This is a genomic window from Phaeobacter inhibens DSM 16374 (assembly GCF_000473105.1).
Classification (GTDB): domain Bacteria; phylum Pseudomonadota; class Alphaproteobacteria; order Rhodobacterales; family Rhodobacteraceae; genus Phaeobacter; species Phaeobacter inhibens.
The window spans coordinates 3,198,135-3,218,506 of record NZ_KI421498.1; the positions used below are offsets into that span (position 1 = coordinate 3,198,135).

Below are 20,372 nucleotides of genomic sequence, written 5' to 3' on the forward strand. Positions count from 1 at the left end.
GACAGATGTTCTAACCTATGGGCAATTCGATGACCGTAACTCAAAAACCTACCCCGTTGCTGAGTGTCCGGGATCTCCATGTCTCCTTTCGCCAGGATGGCAAGGTGACGGAGGCGGTGCGCGGTGTCTCTTTTTCCGTGGGTCGTGGGGAAACGGTCGCGTTGGTGGGGGAGAGCGGCTCAGGCAAATCGGTTTCGGCGCTGTCGACGGTCTCACTGCTGGGCGATAGCGCCACAGTGAGCGGTTCCGTTACCTATGATGGTACCGAGATGGTCGGCGCCAGTGAGCGCCATCTGCGGCAGGTGCGAGGCAACGATATCAGCTTTATCTTTCAAGAGCCGATGACCTCTCTCAACCCGCTGCATACGATTGAGAAACAGTTGGCGGAGTCCCTTGCCTTGCATCAGGGGCTGGGCGGTGCAGCGGCACGGGAGCGGATTGTGGATCTGCTGAACCGGGTTGGTATCCGGGACGCGGAGACCCGTCTCGACGCGTATCCGCATCAGCTTTCCGGCGGGCAGCGACAGCGGGTGATGATTGCCATGGCCCTTGCCAACAAACCCGATATCCTGATCGCTGATGAGCCGACAACCGCCCTTGATGTCACTATTCAGGTGCAGATCCTCGACCTGCTTGCGGATCTGAAAGCCAGCGAGGGTATGGGGTTGCTGTTCATCACCCATGATCTGAGCATTGTGCGCCGGATCGCGGATCGCGTCTGCGTTATGCAGGCCGGTGAGATCGTTGAAAGCGGCCCAACGGCTGAGATTTTTGCCAATCCGCAGCATCCCTATACGCGCAAGCTGCTGGACGCGGAGCCGACCGGCCAGCCTCAACCGGTGTCAAAGGACGCGAAGGAGCTGATCCGGACTGAGGATCTGAAGGTCTGGTTTCCCATTCAAAAGGGTTTTCTGAAACGCACCGTCGGCCATGTGAAGGCGGTGAATCCGACGTCTCTGTCAGTCCGCGCGGGTGAAACGTTGGGCATTGTTGGCGAAAGCGGCAGCGGCAAAACCACGTTGGCGTTGGCCATTATGCGTCTCATCGCCTCGGAGGGGCGAGTTGAGTTTCAGGGACAGGATCTGCGGCAATGGTCGACCCGTGATTTACGCCGGTTGCGGGCAGATATGCAGATCGTGTTCCAGGACCCCTTTGGGGCGCTCAGCCCGCGGATGACCTGTGCTCAGATTATTGCCGAAGGGTTGGCTATTCACAACGTCGATCAGGACCGTGATCCGCGGGATCTGGTTGCTGAGGTGATGAGTGAGGTGGGGCTGGATCCGGCATTTATGGACCGCTATCCGCATGAATTCTCAGGTGGTCAGCGGCAGCGGATTGCGATTGCGCGGGCGATGGTGCTGCGACCTAAACTGGTGGTTCTGGATGAACCGACCTCGGCACTGGACATGACGGTGCAGGTTCAGATCGTCAATCTGTTGCGCGACCTGCAGGAGCGGTATGGGCTTGCGTATCTTTTCATCTCACATGATCTGAATGTAGTGCGGGCCATGTCGCACAAGATGATCGTGATGAAGCAAGGTGATGTGGTTGAGGCGGGCTCAGCGGCTGAGCTGTTCAACAATCCATCGGATCCTTACACGCAGCAACTTCTTGCTGCGGCCGGATAACGGCGGTTCGCGCAAAATCATCTCGCGGTTTCGCAGATCGGCGGCTTGGGTCGTCGCGACAGTATGGCACATCCGATCAGGGAGCCACGGCCCATGGCCCTGCGAAGCGGATAAGCCCCTGTCATTGTTAAGAGGGGGGCTGCGATCGCTGTAGGCGACGACGGATACATGCCCTCTGCGTTGCCCCAACAAACGCCGCGTTGCCAATTGTGATTTACGCGACGGATGTATAAATTGTCACCGGAAGGTGAGCATTAGCCTTAGTGCAGATCAAATCGGACCTCTCATGAACGCTCCTACCATTCAGAACGTCAATTGCGGCGATTGCCCTATTCGTCATCGTGCCGTTTGTGCGCGCTGTGATGCGGACGAATTGGAGGTGCTGGATTCTATCAAGTACTACCGCACCTATGACGCCGGCCAACCCATCACCTGGTCCGGCGACCGGATGGATTTTGTCGGCTCCGTCGTTTCGGGGATCGCAACCCTGACGCAGACCATGGAGGACGGGCGGACCCAGATGGTCGGTCTGCTGCTGCCCAGCGATTTTGTTGGCCGACCCGGGCGCGATACGGCTGCCTATAATGTGGTGGCAACCTCAACCGTGGTCATGTGCTGTTTTCGCAAGAAACCATTTGAGGAGATGATGGCCAAAACTCCGCATGTTGCGCATCGTCTGCTTGAGATGACATTGGATGAGCTGGACGCTGCCCGGGAATGGATGCTGGTTCTGGGACGTAAAACAGCGCGCGAGAAGATTGCAAGCTTGTTGTCCATCCTGGCGCGGCGTGATGCTTCCTTACAGCTCCACAAGGATAGCAACCGACGCGTTTTTGATCTGCCACTAACCCGCGAGGCCATGGCAGACTATCTGGGGCTGACGCTGGAAACAGTCAGTCGACAGGTCTCCGCCTTGCGTAAGGACGGTGTGATCGAACTGGAGGGCAAGCGCCATGTGACCGTGCCTGACATGGGGCGCCTTATGGAGGAGGCAGGAGATGACAGCGACGGCGGTTGCCTGATCTGACCACCTCTCTAGGAGGCGAAGGGGGCGAATGTGTCGCCCCCTCTGTACCTGCGTCCCTGCCTTAATGGGCCATCATAACCGGCACTTTTGCCTTCTCCAGCATGTTGCGGGTTGCGCCGCCCAGGATCGCCTCGCGGAAACGGGAATGCCCGTAGGCCCCCATCACGATCAGATCTGCAGCTGTATCGACCGCATGCCGGTTCAGCACATCTGAGACACGTGTCATCGTCTTGCTGAGCACATCAATCTCGCATTTGACCCCATGGCGCGACAGCATCTGACACAGCAGCCCGCCTGGATCTGAGCGTTCCGGCCCGTGCTGCGGCGGGTCGATGACAACGACGCGGACCACATCCGCTGCCTGTAGCATTGGCAGCGCCTTGCGAATGGCGGTCATTGCTTCGATGCTTTCGTTCCAGGCGACCAATACGGTTTTTGGCTGCGCTGGCAGAGGCGCATCATCCGGCACCACAAGCACAGGCGCACGGCCTTCAAAGAGGGCAGCTTCGACGATGGCCTCAGCCTCGGCGGGGCGATCCTTGCCATAGGGTTGTCCCAGCACCACAAGATCACAAAACCGCGCCAACCGCGCAACGTGGCGTCCGATATCAGCCATCTGTGCGACGCCTGTCTCAACGTTGAAGCCGACCGCGGATTGCGCCAACCGCTTCGTCGCTGTTGCTTCGATAGCGTTAACCTCTTCTTTGGCGCGGGCGAGGGTTTCCTGCAGCACCATCGCGTTGGCACCCGCATAATAATACCCCGTCTGCGTGCGATCTACACCGAGGCAGAGCGCGTCGACATGGCCATCGGCCAGCCGGGCCAGCGAGATCGACTGCTCCAGCTGCGTTTCGGTGTTTGCGGGGGTGGTCAGGACAGTCAGCAGTGTCTTGTAGGACATATTAACCTCGCATGTGTATGGGCGACTGCAACGAACTTGTGGTTGTGCCGCGAGTTGCGTCATTATGAAGGTGCATCTCACATTCTGCGGCAAACTGTCTTGATACAGATCAAGGCGTTGTTCTGCGCAGTTTTGCATTTAAGGCTCAGAAAAAACTGTCTGACGCGAGCCAGAGAATCGTGTCGGGCAAGGAAAAGGGACGCAAGATGTCTAATTATATCAAGCTAATCGTGCTTGGTTTGGTCACGCTCTTTGCGATGATCGCGACCAATTACGCGCGGGATTTGGCCTATCAGGTTCATGCGATCATCATCATGATCGTGGCTGGCGGGCTGTTTCTATACACCCTTCGACACACCGATGAGCCTGTGATTGCAACGGGATCGCTGCAGGGCGAGTACTTTGACAGTGTGGTGCGCGCCGGTGTGGTGGCAACCGCGTTCTGGGGCGTGGTCGGGTTTCTGGTGGGTGTCTTCATCGCCTTTCAGTTGGCCTTCCCGGTCCTGAACTTCGAGTGGGCGCAAGGCCTGGCCAACTTCGGGCGGCTGCGGCCTCTGCATACTTCGGCGGTGATTTTTGCCTTTGGTGGTAATGCGCTGATCGCGACCTCATTCTACGTGGTGCAGCGCACCTCGGCCGCCCGTCTCTGGGGGGGTAATCTGGCATGGTTCGTGTTCTGGGGCTATCAGCTGTTCATCGTGCTGGCGGCGACCGGCTATCTGTTCGGGTCGACCCAGTCCAAGGAATATGCAGAACCGGAATGGCATGTTGATCTCTGGTTGACCATCGTCTGGGTGGCCTATCTGGCGGTGTTCCTGGGCACCGTGATCAAGCGTAAGGAGCCGCATATCTATGTGGCAAACTGGTTCTACCTTGCGTTCATCGTGACCGTCGCCATGCTGCATCTGGTCAACAACATGACGATACCCGTCAGCATTTGGGGCTCCAAATCGGTGATCATGTGGTCAGGCGTACAGGATGCGATGGTCCAATGGTGGTATGGCCACAACGCTGTGGGCTTCTTCCTGACTGCGGGGTTCCTTGGCATGATGTACTACTTCGTGCCGAAGCAGGCTGAGCGTCCGGTTTTCTCATACAAGCTGTCGATCATCCACTTCTGGGCGTTGATCTTCCTCTACATCTGGGCCGGTCCGCACCACCTGCATTACACCGCTCTGCCGGATTGGGCCTCGACCCTTGGTATGGTGTTCTCGATCGTGCTCTGGATGCCCAGCTGGGGTGGCATGATCAACGGCCTGATGACGCTGTCCGGCGCTTGGGACAAGCTGCGCACCGACCCGGTGATCCGGATGATGGTGATTTCGATCGGCTTTTACGGCATGTCCACCTTTGAAGGCCCGATGATGTCGATCCGCGCGGTGAATTCGCTGTCGCATTACACCGACTGGACCATTGGTCACGTTCACTCCGGCGCGCTTGGCTGGAACGGCATGATCACTTTTGGTGCGCTGTACTTCCTGGTGCCGGTTTTGTGGAAACGTGAGCGTCTCTACAGCCTCAGCCTGGTGTCCTGGCATTTCTGGTTGGCCACCATTGGCATCATTCTCTACGCGGCATCCATGTGGGTGACCGGCATCATGGAAGGCCTGATGTGGCGTGAAGTTGATGCCAACGGGTTCCTCGTGAACTCCTTTGCAGACACCGTGGCTGCGAAATTCCCGATGTACGTGGTGCGCGCTCTGGGTGGGGTCATGTTCCTCGCTGGTGCCCTGATCATGTGCTACAACCTGTGGATGACTGTACGGCGTGCGCCGGCCAAAGAGGCCAGCCTGACCGTCGCAGTCCCTGCTGAATAAGGAGGGCCCGAGCAATGGGAATTCTCGACAAACACAAAATCCTCGAGACCAACGCGACCCTCCTGCTGGTGTGCAGCTTCCTGGTTGTGACCATCGGTGGTCTGGTCCAGATCGCACCGCTGTTCTGGCTGGAAAACACCATCGAAGAGGTGGAAGGCATGCGTCCCTACACCCCGCTGGAGCTGGCCGGGCGTGATATCTACATCCGCGAAGGGTGCTACGTCTGCCACAGTCAGATGATCCGTCCCATGCGCGATGAGGTCGAACGTTACGGACCATATTCGCTGGCCGCAGAGTCAATGTATGACCACCCGTTCCAGTGGGGGTCAAAGCGGACCGGTCCGGATCTGGCCCGTGTGGGCGGTCGCTACTCGGACGAATGGCACGTCGATCACCTGCGCGATCCGCAGTCGGTGGTGCCGGAATCCGTGATGCCGAAGTACGGCTTCCTTGAGAACAACCGGATTGATGGCGAATACATCGGTGATGTGATGGCGGCGAATGCATTTGTCGGGGTGCCGTATTCCGACGGGATGTTGGAGAACGCACAGGCAGACTTTCGTGCGCAAAGCAATCCTGATGCCGACTATGACGGCCTGCTGGAGCGCTATGGCGAGAAGGTCAGCGTCCGGAACTTCGACGGTCAGCCCGGGATCTCCGAAGCTGACGCTTTGATCGCCTATCTGCAGATGCTGGGGACCTTGGTTGATTTCTCGACCTTTACCCCCGTCGCCAACCGCTGATTGGAGGCAGACATGGACATTTATACTCTGCTTCGGGAATTCGCCGACAGTTGGATGCTACTCTTCCTGTTTGTATTCTTCCTGGCCGTGGTGGTCTGGGCGTTTCGCCCGGGCAGCTCCAAGGTCTACAAGGATACTGCCAACATCCCCTTCCGGCACGAAGACAAACCCGCCCCAGAAATGGGTAAAGCCAAGGAGGCGCGGTCATGAGCAAGAAAGTGAAGAAGTTCGAGGACGATCCGAATACCACCGGCCACAGCTGGGACGGGATCGAGGAATTCGACAATCCGATGCCGCGGTGGTGGCTCTGGACCTTCTATGCGACCATTATCTGGGCCATCGGCTATACCGTTGCCTATCCCGCCTGGCCGGGGATCCAATCGGCGACGGCTGGTGTGCTGGGCTGGAATTCCAGAGCGCTGGTCGCTGAAGAAATCGCAGCCGTGAATGAGGCCAACGCCCCAATCAACAGCCGTTTGGAGGAGATTGAGCTGGCGTCTATTACCACCGATCCCGAGCTGAACGGCTATGCGGTCTCGGCCGGCTCTGCGGTGTTCAAGACCTGGTGCGCCCAGTGTCACGGCGCTGGCGCGGCTGGGGCGAAAGGCTACCCGAACCTGCTGGATGATGACTGGCTTTGGGGCGGGTCGATGGAGGATATCCATGCCACCATTGCCCATGGTATCCGCAACGAAGAGAGCGACGATGCGCGCTACTCGGAGATGCCAGCCTTTGGCCGGGATGAGTTGCTGGAGAAGGAAGAGATTGATCAGGTTGTGAACTATGTGATGTCTCTTTCGGGTGAGCCTCAGGATGCCGACAAGGTCGCGCCGGGGGCAGTGATCTTCGCGGATAATTGTGCCTCTTGCCACATGGAAGATGGCACCGGTGACCGCTCTCAGGGCGCGCCGAACCTTGCAGATGCCATTTGGCTCTATGGTGGGGATCACGCGACACTGACCGAAACCGTTTACAACTCGCGTTACGGGGTCATGCCAAACTGGAACGCGCGGCTGACAGAAGCCCAGATCCGTGCGGTGACCGCCTACGTGCACCAATTGGGTGGCGGTGAGTAAGGCTGCGCCCTTCCATATATCATCAGCATCAAGCGGGGCTGCCTTCGGGCGGCCCCGTTTCGTTTCAATATGTCGGCACATGGTTCATTTTCTGCTTGAAGCTACAGCTGCTGTAGAGTGCAGTAAGGGTGGGCAGCTAAATAGGTGACTTCATGCCCGATACCCGTTTCCTTGACATAACTCCGATGCTCGACAGCAAGGCGCCAGCGATAACAGCGTTGATCTCAGAACGTGGCTGGCAGCGGTTGTCACCTCATGACCGGATCGGCGCAGCCTATGACTACGTCCGTGATGAGATCCTGTTTGGCTACAATGTCGCGGACACGCGCCAAGCCTCTCTGGTTCTTGCGGATGGCTATGGTCAGTGCAACACAAAAGCGACATTGCTGATGGCAGTGCTGCGCGCACTTGGTATCCCATGCCGACTGCACGGGTTCACCATAGACAAGAGCCTACAACGCGGAATAGTGCCTGAGCTGGTTTATTGGATGGCGCCACGCAGCATCCTGCATTCATGGGTCGAGGTTCGTCTGGACGCCCAGTGGATCAATCTTGAGGGGTTCATCCTTGATCAGCAGGTCTTGGGTTCGTTGCAAGCGGCGTTTCCGGGCCGGACATCGTTATGTGCCTATGGGGCGGGGACCGATTGCCTGCAAGCGCCAATGATCACGTGGCAGGGACGGGATACTTATATTCAGAGAGCCGGGATCAATGCCGATCTTGGTATTTTCGACAGTCCGGATGCGTTCTTTGGCCAGCATCAGCAGGATCTCACGGGGGTGCGGGGTCGGCTCTATCGAAACATCATTCGCCATTGGATGAACCGTCGGGTGGCAGCGATCCGGCGCGGGGTTGTGCCGACCTTGCCTGGCGGTGACAAGGGGCTGAAGCCGGATGTTCCGGATCGGGTGTTCATGGATAGCTAAAATCGGGGTGCCCTATTTTACGGGTCTTTGATCCCTGTCAAATACCCAAGCAGCGTAACCGGGTAATATCCCTTCTTGAGACAATGCCATCGGTTCGCCCTTTCCAGCGCTGATGGCTGTCCAGTTCGCTCTCCTGCTTTGCAGGGGCGGACCCGGCGTCGGCTTTTCGATCTGTTCGCGCGTTTCCTGAAAAGCCGACGCCCTGATCCTCCCAGATGGCTGACAGGGCCGATGTGTTCTGGCGAACGTCGCGCTACCCAGCGCGCAGCGATCGCGCTACACTCTTCTATAGCGAGAAGGTGGTCTGTAAATAAGCCTGCGCTCTGGTGTCACATCTGCGACGCGGCGACGCGGGGGTGCTCGTCGCAACAATGTGTAAACGACTGTATTATATGTGTTTATGGCGTGTATTGCGTTTCGGGACAGAATGCCGCGCCCGGTTGACGGCGTCCGAGTAGGGGCAAAGATGCGTTCTGTATATGCGTTTGATCCACGTCAAGGTTCGTCCGTGGCGCATCTGGGACAACCGCTGCAACAAAGCAAGATTTGGAGTGAGTCCGTGAGCGATTCCGATCCCGCCCCCAGCCTGTATGCCGCCCGTGAGCCGATATTCCCTCGCCGTGTGTCCGGGCCGTTTCGAAACCTGAAATGGTATATCATGGCGGTGACGCTGGGGATCTACTACCTGACGCCCTGGATCCGCTGGGACCGGGGGCCGACACTACCGGATCAGGCGGTTTTACTGGATCTGGCCAACCGGCGATTTTATTTCTTCTGGATCGAAATCTGGCCACATGAATTCTACTTCGTCGCCGGCCTGCTGATCATGGCCGGGCTGGGGTTGTTTCTATTCACCTCGGCGCTTGGCCGTGTCTGGTGTGGCTACACCTGTCCGCAGACTGTCTGGACCGACCTTTTCATTCTGGTGGAACGCTGGATTGAAGGGGATCGAAATGCGCGATTGCGCCTGCACCGCCAGAAAAATCTGGATTTCAGAAAGGCGCGCCTGCGGATTACCAAATGGGTGGTCTGGCTCCTGATCGGGTTGGCGACCGGGGGCGCATGGGTGTTCTACTTCGCAGATGCACCGACCCTTCTGCGTGATCTGCTGACCGGTCAGGCCCACCCTGTTGCCTATACCACGATGGCTATTCTGACTGGCACGACCTTTCTCTTTGGTGGCTTTGCCCGAGAACAGATCTGTATCTATGCCTGCCCCTGGCCGCGTATTCAGGCCGCGATGATGGATGAGGATACCCTGACCGTTGGCTATCGTGAATGGCGCGGAGAGCCGCGTGGCAAGCCTCGCAAGACCGATGAGCCTGGTCTGGTGCATGGCGACTGCATTGATTGCATGGCCTGCGTCAATGTCTGCCCGATGGGGATCGACATTCGCGATGGGCAACAGATGGAGTGTATTACCTGCGCACTCTGTATCGATGCCTGTGATGACGTGATGGAACGGATCGGAAAGCCGCGCGGATTGATCGACTACATGGCGCTGAGCGATGAGGCGAATGAGCGGGCAGGCCACCCGCCCAAGAACATCTGGAAACACGTCCTGCGGCCGCGGACCATCATGTATACGGCCCTGTGGGGGAGCGTCGGTCTGGCGCTGTTGTTTGCCCTGTTTATCCGCTCTGACATCGAATTGACTGTTGCTCCGGTGCGCAACCCGACCTTTGTGACCCTCTCCGACGGATCAATCCGCAACACCTACGATGTGCGATTGCGCAACAAGACCGGCGAACCTCGCCCGTTTGAGCTGTCAATCAAGGGGGAGCCTGCGATGCAGCTCGATCTTGAGGGGATTGATGGCACGGTCGTCACCGTACCTGCGGATACAAGCTTCCTTCAGCGGGTCTATATCGTGGCCCCAAAAACCGCCAACGCTGCATCTGCACGCAGCACGCCGGTACGGATTTGGGTCGCCGACCTCGACAATGGAGAGCGCGCGTATAAGGATACCAGCTATAACGGGCGGGGAAGCGGGCAATGATTGAAGGTAAAACACCACGGCAATTCACCGGCTGGCACATGCTCATGGTTTTTGGAAGCGCGTTCACTGTGATCATCGGCGTCAATATTGCGCTGGCGGTCAATGCGGTTCGCACCTTTCCGGGGCTTGAAGTGAAGAACAGCTATGTCGCCAGTCAGAGCTTTGATGCCCGCCGCGATGCGCAGCAGGCACTGGGCTGGTCCGTCTATGCTTCGGCTGTTGGCGATCAGGTGAAACTGGAAATCACCGATGCTGATGGCGCGCCGGTTGAGGTGGCAGCGTTGCACGCGACCCTTGGTCGTGCGACCCATGTGAAGGACGATCAGACGCCTGATTTTCGGTTCGACGGCACGGCTTATGTCGCCCCCGCAGAGTTGAGCGCTGGAAACTGGAACATTCGCATGGTGGCCCGGGCGGAAGACGGTACCGAGTTCACGCAGCGTGTCATTCTGCATGTGGCGCGGTAAACAGCCATGAGCACCGCCGTCCGCCCCCAACTTGCTGCCTGTCCGGGCTGCGTTGCTGCACCAAATGGCACAGTAGAGCAGGCGCCGACGGAGGCACGCTTGGCGCTGTCATTGCCCAGCATCCATTGTCAGGCCTGTATCTCTACCGTTGAGCGTGGACTGAATGCGGTGCCGGGCGTGCGGAGCGCGCGGGTGAATCTTACACTTAAACGCGCGCTGATTGAGGCCGACCCGGAGGTCCGCGCCTTGGATCTCGTACCAGTCTTGGAGCGTTTGGGTTTTGAGGCGCATGAGTTGGACCTCGCCGCGCTGAGTGCAACCCAGACAGATCAGGCCGGTCGTGACCTGCTGATGCGGTTGGCGGTTGCTTTCTTTGCCTCTATGAACGTGATGCTGCTGTCGATTTCGGTCTGGTCCGGGGCGAGCGACGCAACCCGCGATATGTTCCATTGGATCTCTGCGGCGATCACCTTTCCGGCGATCCTGTTTGCGGGGCAGCCGTTCTTCCGCAATGCATGGCAGGCCCTGCGAGTGGGGCGGCTGAATATGGACGTGCCGATTGTTCTGGCAATTGTTCTGGCCCTGCTGACATCGCTGTGGGAGACCTCCCTTTCCGGAGAACATGCGTATTTCGATGCGGCGCTGACATTAACATTCTTCCTGCTGGCCGGGCGGTATCTGGACCATCGCACCCGCGCGGTCGCCCGGTCTGCTGCGGAGGAGCTGGCCGCCCTGGAAGTGCCGCGTGCGCTGCGTCTGGATTCGGCTGGGCAACCGGTGGAGGTGGCTGTCGCGGATCTGTCCATCGATGACCATATTCTTGTGCGTCCGGGTGGGCGAATGCCCGTGGATGGCGTCGTGCTGGAGGGGCAATCTGAACTGGACCGATCCTTGCTGACGGGCGAAACGCTGCCGGTTTTTGCCGAAGTCGGAAGCTCGGTTTCGGCAGGGGAGGTTAATCTGACCGGTCCCTTGGTAATCCGTGCCACAGCTGTCGGAAATGAGAGCTCTCTTCATCAGCTGGCGGATCTTGTCGCCATCGCGGAGTCCGGACGCTCGCGCTATACCTCACTGGCGGATCGTGCGGCGAAGCTTTATGCGCCGGGGGTTCACATCCTGTCGGGACTGGCCTTCCTCGGCTGGTATTTCTTCACCTTCGACATGCGGGTCGCGCTGAATATCGCGGCAGCTGTATTGATCATAACTTGCCCCTGTGCGCTGGGGCTGGCGGTACCTGCGGTGACCACGGCAGCCTCTGGCCGATTGTTCAAGAAAGGCATGTTGATCAAACATGCAACCGCGCTGGAACGTCTGGCAGAGGTGGATACCGTCGTTTTCGACAAGACCGGTACGCTGACCAATGGGCAGCCACGCTGTGACGATTTTGACCACTTGTCGCTGTCGGACCAGAGGCTGGCCTTTGCATTGGCGCAGGGGTCGGACCACCCGCTATCGGTTGCAATCTGCTGCGCGGCCGAGCAGGCGGGGATGGAGGCCGTCGCAGTGACCGCACAGGAAGAAGTTCCCGGATATGGCAGTGAAGCCCTGTATGAGGGGCAACGGGTGCGCCTTGGCCGCGCGGCCTGGGTCGGAGCCGAGCCGGGACAAAAGACTGCGGCCTATCTTGATCGGGGCGCAGGCGCACCACGGGCTCTGACGTTTTCCGACAATCTTCGGCCTGGGGCTGCTGACGCCGTTGAGGCGCTTTTGAAGGTGGGCAAAGATGTTCGGCTGATCTCCGGCGACACAGAGGGGGCGGTTCGTGATCTCGCGATGCGTCTTGGGATCAAGACCTGGATCGCCTCAGCCTTGCCGCAGGACAAATGCGATCAGGTATCGTTGTTGTCGCAGCAGGGACATCGGGTGCTGATGGTGGGCGACGGTCTTAACGACACGGCAGCGTTGGCTGCGGCCCATGTCTCCATCTCACCTGCCTCAGCGCTGGATGCCGCGCGGGTGGCTTCCGATATTGTTCTGCTGGGGCAGGATCTGTCACCGATCGCCGAGGCTTGCAGCGTCGCACAGAAGGCAACTCGCCGCATTCGTGAGAATTTCCGCATTGCAACGCTTTATAATGTGATTGCAGTCCCCCTCGCCGTCGCCGGTTTGGCGACCCCGTTGGTGGCTGCCTTGGCGATGTCGACCTCGTCGATTACAGTGTCCCTGAACGCGCTGCGTCTGCGGTAATGAACTGCGCGCACGACTGCGGCCCCAGATCAAGAGAGTTCTGATGAGTGTATTGACCTATTTGATTCCGATATCCCTGTTTTTGGGGGGCATTGGCCTTGTCGGGTTTCTCTATACCGTGCGTTCGAATCAATATGATGACCCCGAAGGGGACGCGCGCCGTATCCTGAACGATGAGTGGGACGACCACCCAAAACCCTGAGAATGCCTTTCCAACCGGGAGCTGTCGGTCAAAAGAAAAGGCGCCTCATGGGCGCCTTCTCCTGTTGGCTCTGCGATCCCGCGCTCAGGAGGGACCGACCGTTTCGCAAGTGATATTGCGGGCAGAGAGGCGGCGGCAGGCGAGGGCCGCACTCTCTTTTGTCATGCCAAGGAAATTGGCATCAAAGCCACGAGGTGTTCTGACAACTTTGCGCAGGCTGCCGTCCAGGGTGGCCATTTCGGCCAGGGCTGTACGCAGCAGCACCTTTTCGGCCTGATAGCGGCTGCCGTAGCGCCCGACATTGATTCCCCAGTACCGTCCGCCTGATGTGGACAGGCGGGTGACAACCACGGGTTCCGGCTCTGCGGTTGTCTGGTTTTCAGCCAGCCGCGCGGGGCGCGCCATCGGACGCAGCCCGACAAAGGGGCGCGGTTTGGCGATCGGGGCTGAGGCTTGCTCGGCCACGGCAGCGATGACTTCTGCTTCGGCAATCGCTGCGGTGATGCTGGCCTGCAGCACATCACGATCCAGTTTTGGTGCAGCTTCGCTTGCGGCGGTTGGTGTTTCGATGGTTGGCGCATCGACGGTTGCGGTGTCTGTTTGCGCCTCCGCCAGTAGCGTTGGAACCTCAGGCGCGGTGGAGGCTGGACGGCCCTTGGGACGCAGGCTGGTCTTTACCAGACCCGAAACCCGGATGGTTTTTCCTGCCGCACCGTTTGGTGTGCTGTCGCCAGCGCTGGCCAGCTGTGTTCCGAGACCCCGATTGCCCTGATATGGCGGGCGGGCCGGGCGGCGGAGTTTGGCGCGGCTGGGCGCCCGGCGAAAGCCGAGGTCCAGCAGTTCGGCCACCTTAGCGTTGCGGGAGGTGGAGGATTTGCCACCAAAAACCGTGGCGATGACCCGTTCATTCCCACGTTCGGCAGAGGCGACGAGGTTGAAACCTGCCGCACGGGTGTAGCCAGTCTTGATCCCGTCAGCGCCACGGTAGGCCGCCAGCAAGCGGCGATTGGTGTTTGGCACCTTGCGCACGCCTGCATCCGTCGAGCGGCGCGAGAAGAGGTTGTAGTATTCGGGATAGTCATAGAGCAGATGCCGCCCCAGCGTTGTCATGTCGCGGGCGGTGGACATATGCCCCTTCTGGGTTAGGCCGTGGGCGTTTTTAAAAGTGGTTCGCGACATGCCAAGCGCCTTGGCCGTGCGGGTCATGCGCCGGGCGAAAGCGGCCTCGGATCCAGCCAGCGTCTCGCCGATGGCGGTGGCGGCGTCATTGGCGGATTTCACCGCAGCGGCGCGGATCAGGTAACGGAAAGCAATGCGCTGACCGGTTTTCAGGCCCAGTTTGGAGGGTTGTTCGGAAGCGGCGTTACGGCTAATTTTTACCTTGGTATCAAGGCTGATCTCGCCGTTGCGGACTGCCTCAAACGCGATGTAGAGCGTCATCATCTTGGTCAGGGAGGCGGGGTGCAGCCGGGTATCGGCGTTGCGCGAGTGCAGGACCTCTCCGGTCCGAGCGTCAATCACCATTGCAGCATATGGCGCAGCCATCGCGTCGGGTGGCGCAGTTGCGACCATCGATAGGAAAATAACCAGTCCCAAGACCCAACGCCCCAGACGGGAACACGCCCGCGGTGCGCGGATCAGCGGAGTCCGCTTGACCTGCACGATATCTGCCATTTTTGCCTCTTGCCGCCGGTTTTCCGACTGACGTTTTTGCCTGTATTAAAAAAGCGTAACACAGGGCCACTTCGGAATAAACAGTGAGGTTTTTAAGGGAAAATCGCGATCTGGTCCGAGGATCCGATATCTAGTGGAATGCCCGGAAGGTACCCACTAGATCGGCGGTTGGTTAAGGAAGTGTTGGCAAAAAAAGTCGCAAAGGATGTGACCTTCGGCGGTTGTGCGCTGCCGTCTGGTGCAGGGATGCAACAAGGGCGAGTGAAGGCACTGTCTGTTGGCTCTTCTCCGCTCTGCCGACTGGCTTGCCGCGCCGTTGGCAGGGCTCATCCTCAGGGCTGATGCTGGCCGGTAATATAGAAGGGACCTGTATAGGCCAGCTCCAGAGAAAACGCACAGGGGGCAGAGATTCGCGCCGTGATTGCCGCCCGTAGTGCCGCAAGTAACGTGCTGGAAAAATTTGCATCGCGATGCGGCTTCACCAGCACGAAGACTTTCACCGCAACATGGGTGTGGTGATAGGCATCGGTCGGGTAACCGCGCCCCTTACAATCGCCGGCACCGTCGTCGTGGGACAGGATGACCTGTTCGATCTCAGCTAGGATCGCGGGGATATCAAGATCGAGATCGCTGCTGTATTTGATTTCGGCATGAGGCATTGGTGTGTCCATTGGGTTGGGCCGTGGGGCGTTTGGTGAGGCTGGGGCGTCTTAACTGATCCGCGCCACCAGCGTGGGCAAGGCGCTGAGATCGGCAATTTCGGTATATCGCGGGCTGTGAACCGGAGCAGGGGCATATTCCACCTCCCAGACCAAGCCATGCGGAACGTAGGTGCCCCAGCCGCCCGCCTCAATGATGGGCACTACATCGGATCGCATGGAGTTCCCCACCATCATTGCGTGTTCGGGGCCATCACCGTGTCGGGCGAAAATCTCGGAATAGATCTGTGGTGTTTTTTCCGAAACGATTTCGACCCCGTCGAAAAGATCCCCCAAGCCGGATTGCGCCAGTTTGCGCTCCTGATCCAGAAGATCGCCCTTAGTAACCAGAACCACCCGGTGGCTGTCGGCCAGGGCCTCCACTGCGCTTTGCGCATTGGGCAGCAATTCAATCGGATAGGACAGCATCATCTGGCCGGCGACAATCAATTCCTGAATCACGAAGGCCGGCACGCGGGCATCCGTCACCTCAATGGCGGTTTCGATCATCGACAGCGTGAAGCCTTTCACGCCATAGCCATAGCGGCCAAGGTTTTGCTTCTCCGCGGCTAAGAGACGGTCGCCGAGAGCTTGCGAATCGAGCTCCTGCGGAACGTGGTCCATCAGCAACTCGGCAAAGCGATCCTGAGTAATGCGGAAAAATCGTTCATTATGCCAAAGGGTATCATCAGCATCGAAGCCAATTGTTGTCAATTTTCGGGTCAATCCGACACGCTCAATCCCTTTTCCTCTTCGTCAGAAAGGCTATATAAGCGGGACACCAAAATCCATCCACGATCGGAAGTCTGTGCCAATGCTGCCTACGCCAGTTATGATGTCGGATCATTCAGATGACGATACCGATCTCGGTGTCCTCACCAAGACCCGACCCAAAACGCAGCGTCCGCCGCGCTATAAGGTGCTGTTGCTGAATGACGACTATACCCCGATGGAATTCGTGGTCATGGTGTTGGAGCGCTTCTTCAACATGACACATGCCGAGGCGTTTGAAGTGATGCTGACCGTGCATAAAAAAGGCGTCGCTGTGGTTGGTGTGTTCAGCCATGAAATCGCCGAAACCAAGGTGGGACAAGTCATGGATTTTGCCCACCGTCATCAGCATCCGTTGCAATGCACGATGGAAAAAGAAGAATAAAAAGAGGCTCCTAGATGTCTGTTCGCCTGTCCTTGGCCGTCGAGACGGGTGGATTTCCCGTGCCCGAAACCGGTCGTGTAGCGGTGTTTCACCCCGCCTCTGATGTAGACCTGTCGGCGCTGCCGAAAGAGCGGGTGCTGATCGTCCAGCCCTTTGCGCCGGATCATGCCGCCCTTGCGGCGCGGGGCTATGACTGCGTGCCTGAGCTGCCTGCTGATGTGCGGTTCGCGGCATCGGTTGTGTTCCTTTCGCGTGCCAAGGCGCTGACGCGTGGCCTTTTGGCGCAGGCGGCAGAGCTCAGCGACGGTCCTGTTCTGGTCGATGGCGGCAAGACGGACGGTGTCGATTCGGTGCTGAAAGCACTGCGCGCCCGTTGTGACGTCTCGGCACCCATCTCAAAGGCTCACGGTAAGGCGTTTTGGTTCGATGCGACAGGCACCGACCTGAGCGACTGGCAGGTTGCAACCACGCAGATTGACGGAGGGTTTCAGACCGCTCCGGGGGTGTTTTCCGCAGATGGTGTCGATCCGGCCTCGGCCCTGCTTGTCGCCGCACTGCCCGCAAAGCTCGGCCGCAATGTGGTCGATCTTGGCGCTGGCTGGGGGTATCTGTCCTCAGCGGTTCTTCAACGAGAGACCGTGCAGGCGCTGCATCTCGTTGAAGCCGACCACAGCGCACTCAGCTGCGCCCGGCAGAATATCAACGATCCCCGTGCCCAGTTTCACTGGGCGGATGCCCGCAGCTGGCAGACAACCGAGCGGGTCGATTGTGTCATCTCCAACCCACCGTTCCACACCAGTCGCGCGGCGGAACCATCGCTGGGGCAGGCCTTCATCACAGCAGCCTCCGGGATGCTGGCGCCCGCCGGGGCCTTCTGGCTGGTTGCCAACCGGCATCTTCCCTATGAGGCCACGCTTGCGGAACAGTTTGCTACGGTATCGGAGGTCGCAGGTGATAATCGATTTAAAGTGCTGCAGGCCAGCCGCCCACGCCGTCATCGCCGCTGACGCAGACGGACGACAAAGGGTGGTTCCCTTGTTTCTGTCCGCAGTCTAGGTTGCAGAAAAGAGGCTGGCCACTGGTCCATTCTCTCGGTCCTGACGGAGGTCATTTATGTCTTTTTCCATTTCCGGCAAAACGGCCATCGTCACCGGCTCTGCCAGTGGCATCGGCTTGGCCATCGGCAAGCAATTTGCTGCGGCTGGCGCCAATGTGATGTTTGCCGATACCGATGAAAAGGCCCTGCTGAGTGAGTTGGGCGCCCAAGCGGATGAGAGCAACATCCGCTATTTTGCCGGGGATCTGCGAGAACGGCTGACCATTGCCAATCTCCTGTCGGCAACCATTGATGCCTTTGATGAGGTCGATATTCTGGTCAACGGCGCCCGGCAGGTGGTGCCGACCGATCCACTGGACCCGGAAGATGAGTCGATGGAACTGCTGCTCAATGAAACTCTGCTGCCGACCATGCGGCTGTCACAACAGGTGGCGCGACGCATGATCAAACAGGGTGAGCAGCGCGACAGCAGCGGACCCAATGGCGCGATCATCAACCTGTCCTCCATAGCGGCGCGCCGGTCCCATCCGGAGCTCATGGCCTATTGCGTGGCATCAGCCGCACTCGATCAGCTGACGCGTTCCCTGTCGGTCTCGCTTGCGCCGCATCGGATTCGCGTCAATTCCATCGCCTTTGGCTCGGTTATGAGCGCGTCGATGCAGGCAACGCTCAAGGACAATCGCGCTTACCGGCAGGATATCGAACGGCATACGCCGTTGGGCCGGATTGCCTCTCCCAGTGAACTGACCGAGGCGGCGCAGTTCCTTGCCTCCGACGCGGCGGCCTTCATGACCGGACAGATTGTCACATTGGACGGTGGACGCACGTTGCTGGACACGGTTGCAGTACCGGTTCATTAAACCATTTTACCCCTTTCCTGCGGACATAGGCGACCAGATGAGCACCGATATGATCGACCAAAAGGCCCGCGCTGCGGCTTGGTTCAAATCTTTGCGCGATGATATTGTCGCGGCCTTTGAAGCGCTGGAAGACAGCCACGACACTGGCCCCTTCAGTGATCAGACGGCGGGCCGTTTCGAGATCAGCGAGACAAAGCGCACAGCCGAGGATGGCAGCGATGCCGGCGGCGGCCTGATGAGTGTGATGCGCGGTGGCCGGGTGTTTGAGAAGGTTGGCGTCAATATCTCCGAGGTCTACGGCACCCTGGGGGCTCGCGCACAATCCGCCATGGCGGCCCGCAAGGGGATCCCAGGTATGCAGGACGATCCGCGGTTCTGGGCCTCTGGTATCTCCCTTGTCGCCCATATGCAGAACCCCCATGCGCCCGCAGTCCACATGAACACGCGGATGTTCTGGACCCCACACGCCTGGTGGTTCGGAGGCGGCTCGGATCTCAACCCTTGTATTGAGTATGACGAGGACACCGCCCATTTCCACCGCACCCAGGAGCAGCATCTGGCACCGCATGGGGACACGCTCTATGGGCAGCTGAAAGAATGGGCGGATGAGTATTTCTACATTCCCCACCGCAACCGGGCACGAGGCGTTGGCGGCATCTTCATGGATGATCGCAACAGTGGTGATTGGGAGGCTGACTTTGCCCTGACGCAGGATATTGGTCGCGCGTTTCTTCCCGCCTACCTGCCATTGGTTGAAAAACGCAGGCCGATGGTGTTCGGCGCAGCGGAAAAGGACATCCAGCTGGTCCATCGCGGTCTCTATGCAGAATATAATCTTGTCTATGACCGCGGGACTAAATTCGGGCTGGAGACCGGTCATGATGCCAATGCGGTGCTGATGAGCCTGCCACCAATGGCCAAATGGATCTGACGTCGCGGTGTTTTGCTGATCGCGGCAGGGGGACGCCTTGATCATTGCTCTGACTGGCTGGTCGCGCTTTACTGAGGCAAAGCGTGGTATCACACGCAGATCCGGGACAAATCAGGGCAGGTCCGTATGAGCAGAATTTGGCTGTTGATTGCAGCAGTGTTGACGCTGGCCGCCTGCGGGTCACGCACAGCATCTGTTGCGCCGCCTTCACCGCCGATCGGTCAGCCGGTTCAACCTGGTGAGACCGCTGCCAGCCTCGCACAGGCGCGCGCGCGGTTGATCACCCATCCCAAATTTGGCGACAGTGATCCACACCCGTGGAAGGGCCGCACGCCCTGGTCCTATCCGATCCACGGGATCGATGTCTCTCGCTGGCAGGGCGACATCAACTGGCGCCGGGCGAAGGCGGCAGGTATCAGCTTTGCCTATCTCAAGGCGACCGAAGGCGGCGATCTGGCGGATCCAAAATTCCGCGATCACTGGCGCGGTGCCCGGCAGGCCGGTGTGAAACGCGGGGCTTATCACTATTTTTATTTCTGCCGCCCTGCTGCGGAGCAGGCGCGCTGGTTCATCCGCCATGTCCCGCGCGACAGCGCCGCCTTGCCTCACGTGTTGGATATGGAATGGACCCCCCATTCGCGCACCTGCACAATACGCCCTTCCGGCAGCAAAGTCCGTGCTGAGGCGGATCGGTTTCTCGATATTCTTGAGGCGCATTACGGACGCCGCCCAGTGCTCTACACCACCGTTGATTTCTACCGTGATACTGGCATCGGTCGCCTGAAGGGCACCGAATTCTGGCTGCGCTCCGTTGCGGATCACCCTCATGTCACCTATCCCGGCGCGCTTTGGCGGTTCTGGCAATACACCGGCACCGGACGGGTGCCGGGGATTGACGGGAACGTCGATTTGAATGTCTTTGGCGGTGGACCAGAGCGTTGGTTGCGCTGGTCAGGGCAGATCTGAGGCTCCACATCTGACATAAATCTTCTGGCTTCAAATACCTCGGAGTGCGAGGCAGAA

20 protein-coding genes are annotated in these 20,372 nt (G+C 59.0%); 16 read left to right on the forward strand and 4 right to left on the reverse strand.

Features of this window, described 5'->3' with window-relative positions; all coding sequences use genetic code 11:
- Positions 1-17 precede the first annotated feature (17 nt).
- Both INHI_RS0119270 and fnrL read left to right on the forward strand, forming a co-directional pair.
- Positions 18-1,628 carry an ABC transporter ATP-binding protein gene (locus INHI_RS0119270; RefSeq protein ID WP_051338978.1) on the forward strand — a complete coding sequence of 537 codons (1,611 nt, stop codon included), beginning with the start codon at positions 18-20 and terminating at the stop codon, positions 1,626-1,628.
- Positions 1,629-1,914: 286 nt separating this feature from the next.
- Positions 1,915-2,655 (forward strand): transcriptional regulator FnrL, encoded by a 741-nt coding sequence (gene fnrL, locus INHI_RS0119275; protein ID WP_014875894.1) that lies wholly within the window; start codon positions 1,915-1,917, stop codon positions 2,653-2,655.
- A gap of 61 nt (positions 2,656-2,716) precedes the next feature.
- Here fnrL and INHI_RS0119280 read toward each other — a convergent pair whose 3' ends face one another.
- Complete coding sequence (locus tag INHI_RS0119280) at positions 2,717-3,556, reverse strand: universal stress protein (protein WP_027248622.1); 840 nt, start codon at positions 3,554-3,556, stop codon at positions 2,717-2,719.
- A gap of 206 nt (positions 3,557-3,762) precedes the next feature.
- On the opposite strand from INHI_RS0119280, the gene ccoN reads away from it, so the two are divergent.
- The 9 genes from ccoN to ccoS all read left to right on the forward strand — a co-directional run bounded on the left by ccoN (position 3,763) and on the right by ccoS (position 12,973).
- Entirely contained in the window at positions 3,763-5,373 is a 1,611-nt protein-coding gene (ccoN, locus tag INHI_RS0119285; protein ID WP_014875892.1) for a cytochrome-c oxidase, cbb3-type subunit I, read from the forward strand.
- A gap of 14 nt (positions 5,374-5,387) precedes the next feature.
- Complete coding sequence (gene ccoO, locus INHI_RS0119290; RefSeq protein ID WP_027248623.1) at positions 5,388-6,116, forward strand: cytochrome-c oxidase, cbb3-type subunit II; 729 nt, start codon at positions 5,388-5,390, stop codon at positions 6,114-6,116.
- 12 nt (positions 6,117-6,128) lie between these two features.
- Entirely contained in the window at positions 6,129-6,326 is a 198-nt protein-coding gene (locus INHI_RS0119295; protein WP_014875890.1) for a CcoQ/FixQ family Cbb3-type cytochrome c oxidase assembly chaperone, read from the forward strand.
- The gene (ccoP, locus tag INHI_RS0119300; RefSeq protein ID WP_027248624.1) at positions 6,323-7,192 is read left to right on the forward strand and encodes a cytochrome-c oxidase, cbb3-type subunit III; all 870 of its coding nucleotides are present in this window, start codon (positions 6,323-6,325) and stop codon (positions 7,190-7,192) included. The genes INHI_RS0119295 and ccoP overlap by 4 nt, the downstream gene beginning before the upstream one ends.
- Before the next feature lie 152 nt (positions 7,193-7,344).
- A complete protein-coding gene (locus INHI_RS0119305) occupies positions 7,345-8,118 on the forward strand; it encodes a transglutaminase-like domain-containing protein (protein ID WP_027248625.1) in 774 nt (257 codons plus the stop codon).
- 559 nt (positions 8,119-8,677) lie between these two features.
- On the forward strand, positions 8,678-10,117 hold the full coding sequence (gene ccoG, locus INHI_RS0119310) for a cytochrome c oxidase accessory protein CcoG (RefSeq protein ID WP_036767390.1): 1,440 nt from the start codon (positions 8,678-8,680) through the stop codon (positions 10,115-10,117).
- Entirely contained in the window at positions 10,114-10,584 is a 471-nt protein-coding gene (locus INHI_RS0119315) for a FixH family protein (protein WP_027248627.1), read from the forward strand. Before ccoG ends, INHI_RS0119315 begins: the two co-directional genes overlap by 4 nt.
- A gap of 6 nt (positions 10,585-10,590) precedes the next feature.
- Positions 10,591-12,771 (forward strand): heavy metal translocating P-type ATPase, encoded by a 2,181-nt coding sequence (locus tag INHI_RS0119320; protein WP_027248628.1) that lies wholly within the window; start codon positions 10,591-10,593, stop codon positions 12,769-12,771.
- A 43-nt stretch (positions 12,772-12,814) separates the two neighbouring features.
- Positions 12,815-12,973, forward strand: coding sequence for a cbb3-type cytochrome oxidase assembly protein CcoS (gene ccoS, locus INHI_RS0119325; protein ID WP_014875884.1), 159 nt, complete (start codon positions 12,815-12,817; stop codon positions 12,971-12,973).
- 84 nt (positions 12,974-13,057) lie between these two features.
- Here ccoS and INHI_RS0119330 read toward each other — a convergent pair whose 3' ends face one another.
- The 3 genes from INHI_RS0119330 to INHI_RS0119340 form a co-directional block, all read right to left on the reverse strand.
- Positions 13,058-14,647 carry a D-alanyl-D-alanine carboxypeptidase family protein gene (locus INHI_RS0119330; RefSeq protein ID WP_027248629.1) on the reverse strand — a complete coding sequence of 530 codons (1,590 nt, stop codon included), beginning with the start codon at positions 14,645-14,647 and terminating at the stop codon, positions 13,058-13,060.
- A 332-nt stretch (positions 14,648-14,979) separates the two neighbouring features.
- Positions 14,980-15,318, reverse strand: a complete 339-nt coding sequence (locus INHI_RS0119335) for a hypothetical protein (protein WP_027248630.1) — start codon at positions 15,316-15,318, stop codon at positions 14,980-14,982.
- Between the two features lie 39 nt (positions 15,319-15,357).
- Positions 15,358-16,071: an HAD family hydrolase gene (locus tag INHI_RS0119340; RefSeq protein ID WP_027248631.1), complete on the reverse strand. Its 714-nt coding sequence runs from the start codon at positions 16,069-16,071 to the stop codon at positions 15,358-15,360.
- A gap of 88 nt (positions 16,072-16,159) precedes the next feature.
- On the opposite strand from INHI_RS0119340, the gene clpS reads away from it, so the two are divergent.
- The 5 genes from clpS (at position 16,160) to INHI_RS0119365 (ending at position 20,315) form a co-directional block, all read left to right on the forward strand.
- Positions 16,160-16,501 (forward strand): ATP-dependent Clp protease adapter ClpS, encoded by a 342-nt coding sequence (clpS, locus tag INHI_RS0119345; protein ID WP_014875880.1) that lies wholly within the window; start codon positions 16,160-16,162, stop codon positions 16,499-16,501.
- 14 nt (positions 16,502-16,515) lie between these two features.
- Positions 16,516-17,508, forward strand: a complete 993-nt coding sequence (locus tag INHI_RS0119350) for a class I SAM-dependent methyltransferase (RefSeq protein WP_027248632.1) — start codon at positions 16,516-16,518, stop codon at positions 17,506-17,508.
- A 106-nt stretch (positions 17,509-17,614) separates the two neighbouring features.
- Positions 17,615-18,418, forward strand: coding sequence for an SDR family NAD(P)-dependent oxidoreductase (locus tag INHI_RS0119355; RefSeq protein ID WP_014875878.1), 804 nt, complete (start codon positions 17,615-17,617; stop codon positions 18,416-18,418).
- A gap of 37 nt (positions 18,419-18,455) precedes the next feature.
- Positions 18,456-19,349: an oxygen-dependent coproporphyrinogen oxidase gene (gene hemF, locus INHI_RS0119360; protein WP_014881146.1), complete on the forward strand. Its 894-nt coding sequence runs from the start codon at positions 18,456-18,458 to the stop codon at positions 19,347-19,349.
- 126 nt (positions 19,350-19,475) lie between these two features.
- A complete protein-coding gene (locus INHI_RS0119365; protein ID WP_027248633.1) occupies positions 19,476-20,315 on the forward strand; it encodes a glycoside hydrolase family 25 protein in 840 nt (279 codons plus the stop codon).
- Positions 20,316-20,372 lie beyond the last annotated feature (57 nt).

Coding starts and splice junctions, on each gene's coding strand:
- clpS (WP_014875880.1), top strand. CDS start 16,160: ATGCTGCCTACGCCAGTTATGATGTCGGATCATTCAGATGACGATACC.
- INHI_RS0119355 (WP_014875878.1), top strand. CDS start 17,615: ATGTCTTTTTCCATTTCCGGCAAAACGGCCATCGTCACCGGCTCTGCC.
- ccoS (WP_014875884.1), top strand. CDS start 12,815: ATGAGTGTATTGACCTATTTGATTCCGATATCCCTGTTTTTGGGGGGC.
- INHI_RS0119330 (WP_027248629.1), bottom strand. CDS start 14,647: ATGGCAGATATCGTGCAGGTCAAGCGGACTCCGCTGATCCGCGCACCG.
- INHI_RS0119315 (WP_027248627.1), top strand. CDS start 10,114: ATGATTGAAGGTAAAACACCACGGCAATTCACCGGCTGGCACATGCTC.
- INHI_RS0119320 (WP_027248628.1), top strand. CDS start 10,591: ATGAGCACCGCCGTCCGCCCCCAACTTGCTGCCTGTCCGGGCTGCGTT.
- INHI_RS0119350 (WP_027248632.1), top strand. CDS start 16,516: ATGTCTGTTCGCCTGTCCTTGGCCGTCGAGACGGGTGGATTTCCCGTG.
- INHI_RS0119295 (WP_014875890.1), top strand. CDS start 6,129: ATGGACATTTATACTCTGCTTCGGGAATTCGCCGACAGTTGGATGCTA.
- INHI_RS0119365 (WP_027248633.1), top strand. CDS start 19,476: ATGAGCAGAATTTGGCTGTTGATTGCAGCAGTGTTGACGCTGGCCGCC.
- INHI_RS0119335 (WP_027248630.1), bottom strand. CDS start 15,318: ATGGACACACCAATGCCTCATGCCGAAATCAAATACAGCAGCGATCTC.
- ccoO (WP_027248623.1), top strand. CDS start 5,388: ATGGGAATTCTCGACAAACACAAAATCCTCGAGACCAACGCGACCCTC.
- INHI_RS0119280 (WP_027248622.1), bottom strand. CDS start 3,556: ATGTCCTACAAGACACTGCTGACTGTCCTGACCACCCCCGCAAACACC.
- hemF (WP_014881146.1), top strand. CDS start 18,456: ATGAGCACCGATATGATCGACCAAAAGGCCCGCGCTGCGGCTTGGTTC.
- ccoN (WP_014875892.1), top strand. CDS start 3,763: ATGTCTAATTATATCAAGCTAATCGTGCTTGGTTTGGTCACGCTCTTT.
- INHI_RS0119270 (WP_051338978.1), top strand. CDS start 18: ATGGGCAATTCGATGACCGTAACTCAAAAACCTACCCCGTTGCTGAGT.
- INHI_RS0119305 (WP_027248625.1), top strand. CDS start 7,345: ATGCCCGATACCCGTTTCCTTGACATAACTCCGATGCTCGACAGCAAG.
- fnrL (WP_014875894.1), top strand. CDS start 1,915: ATGAACGCTCCTACCATTCAGAACGTCAATTGCGGCGATTGCCCTATT.
- ccoP (WP_027248624.1), top strand. CDS start 6,323: ATGAGCAAGAAAGTGAAGAAGTTCGAGGACGATCCGAATACCACCGGC.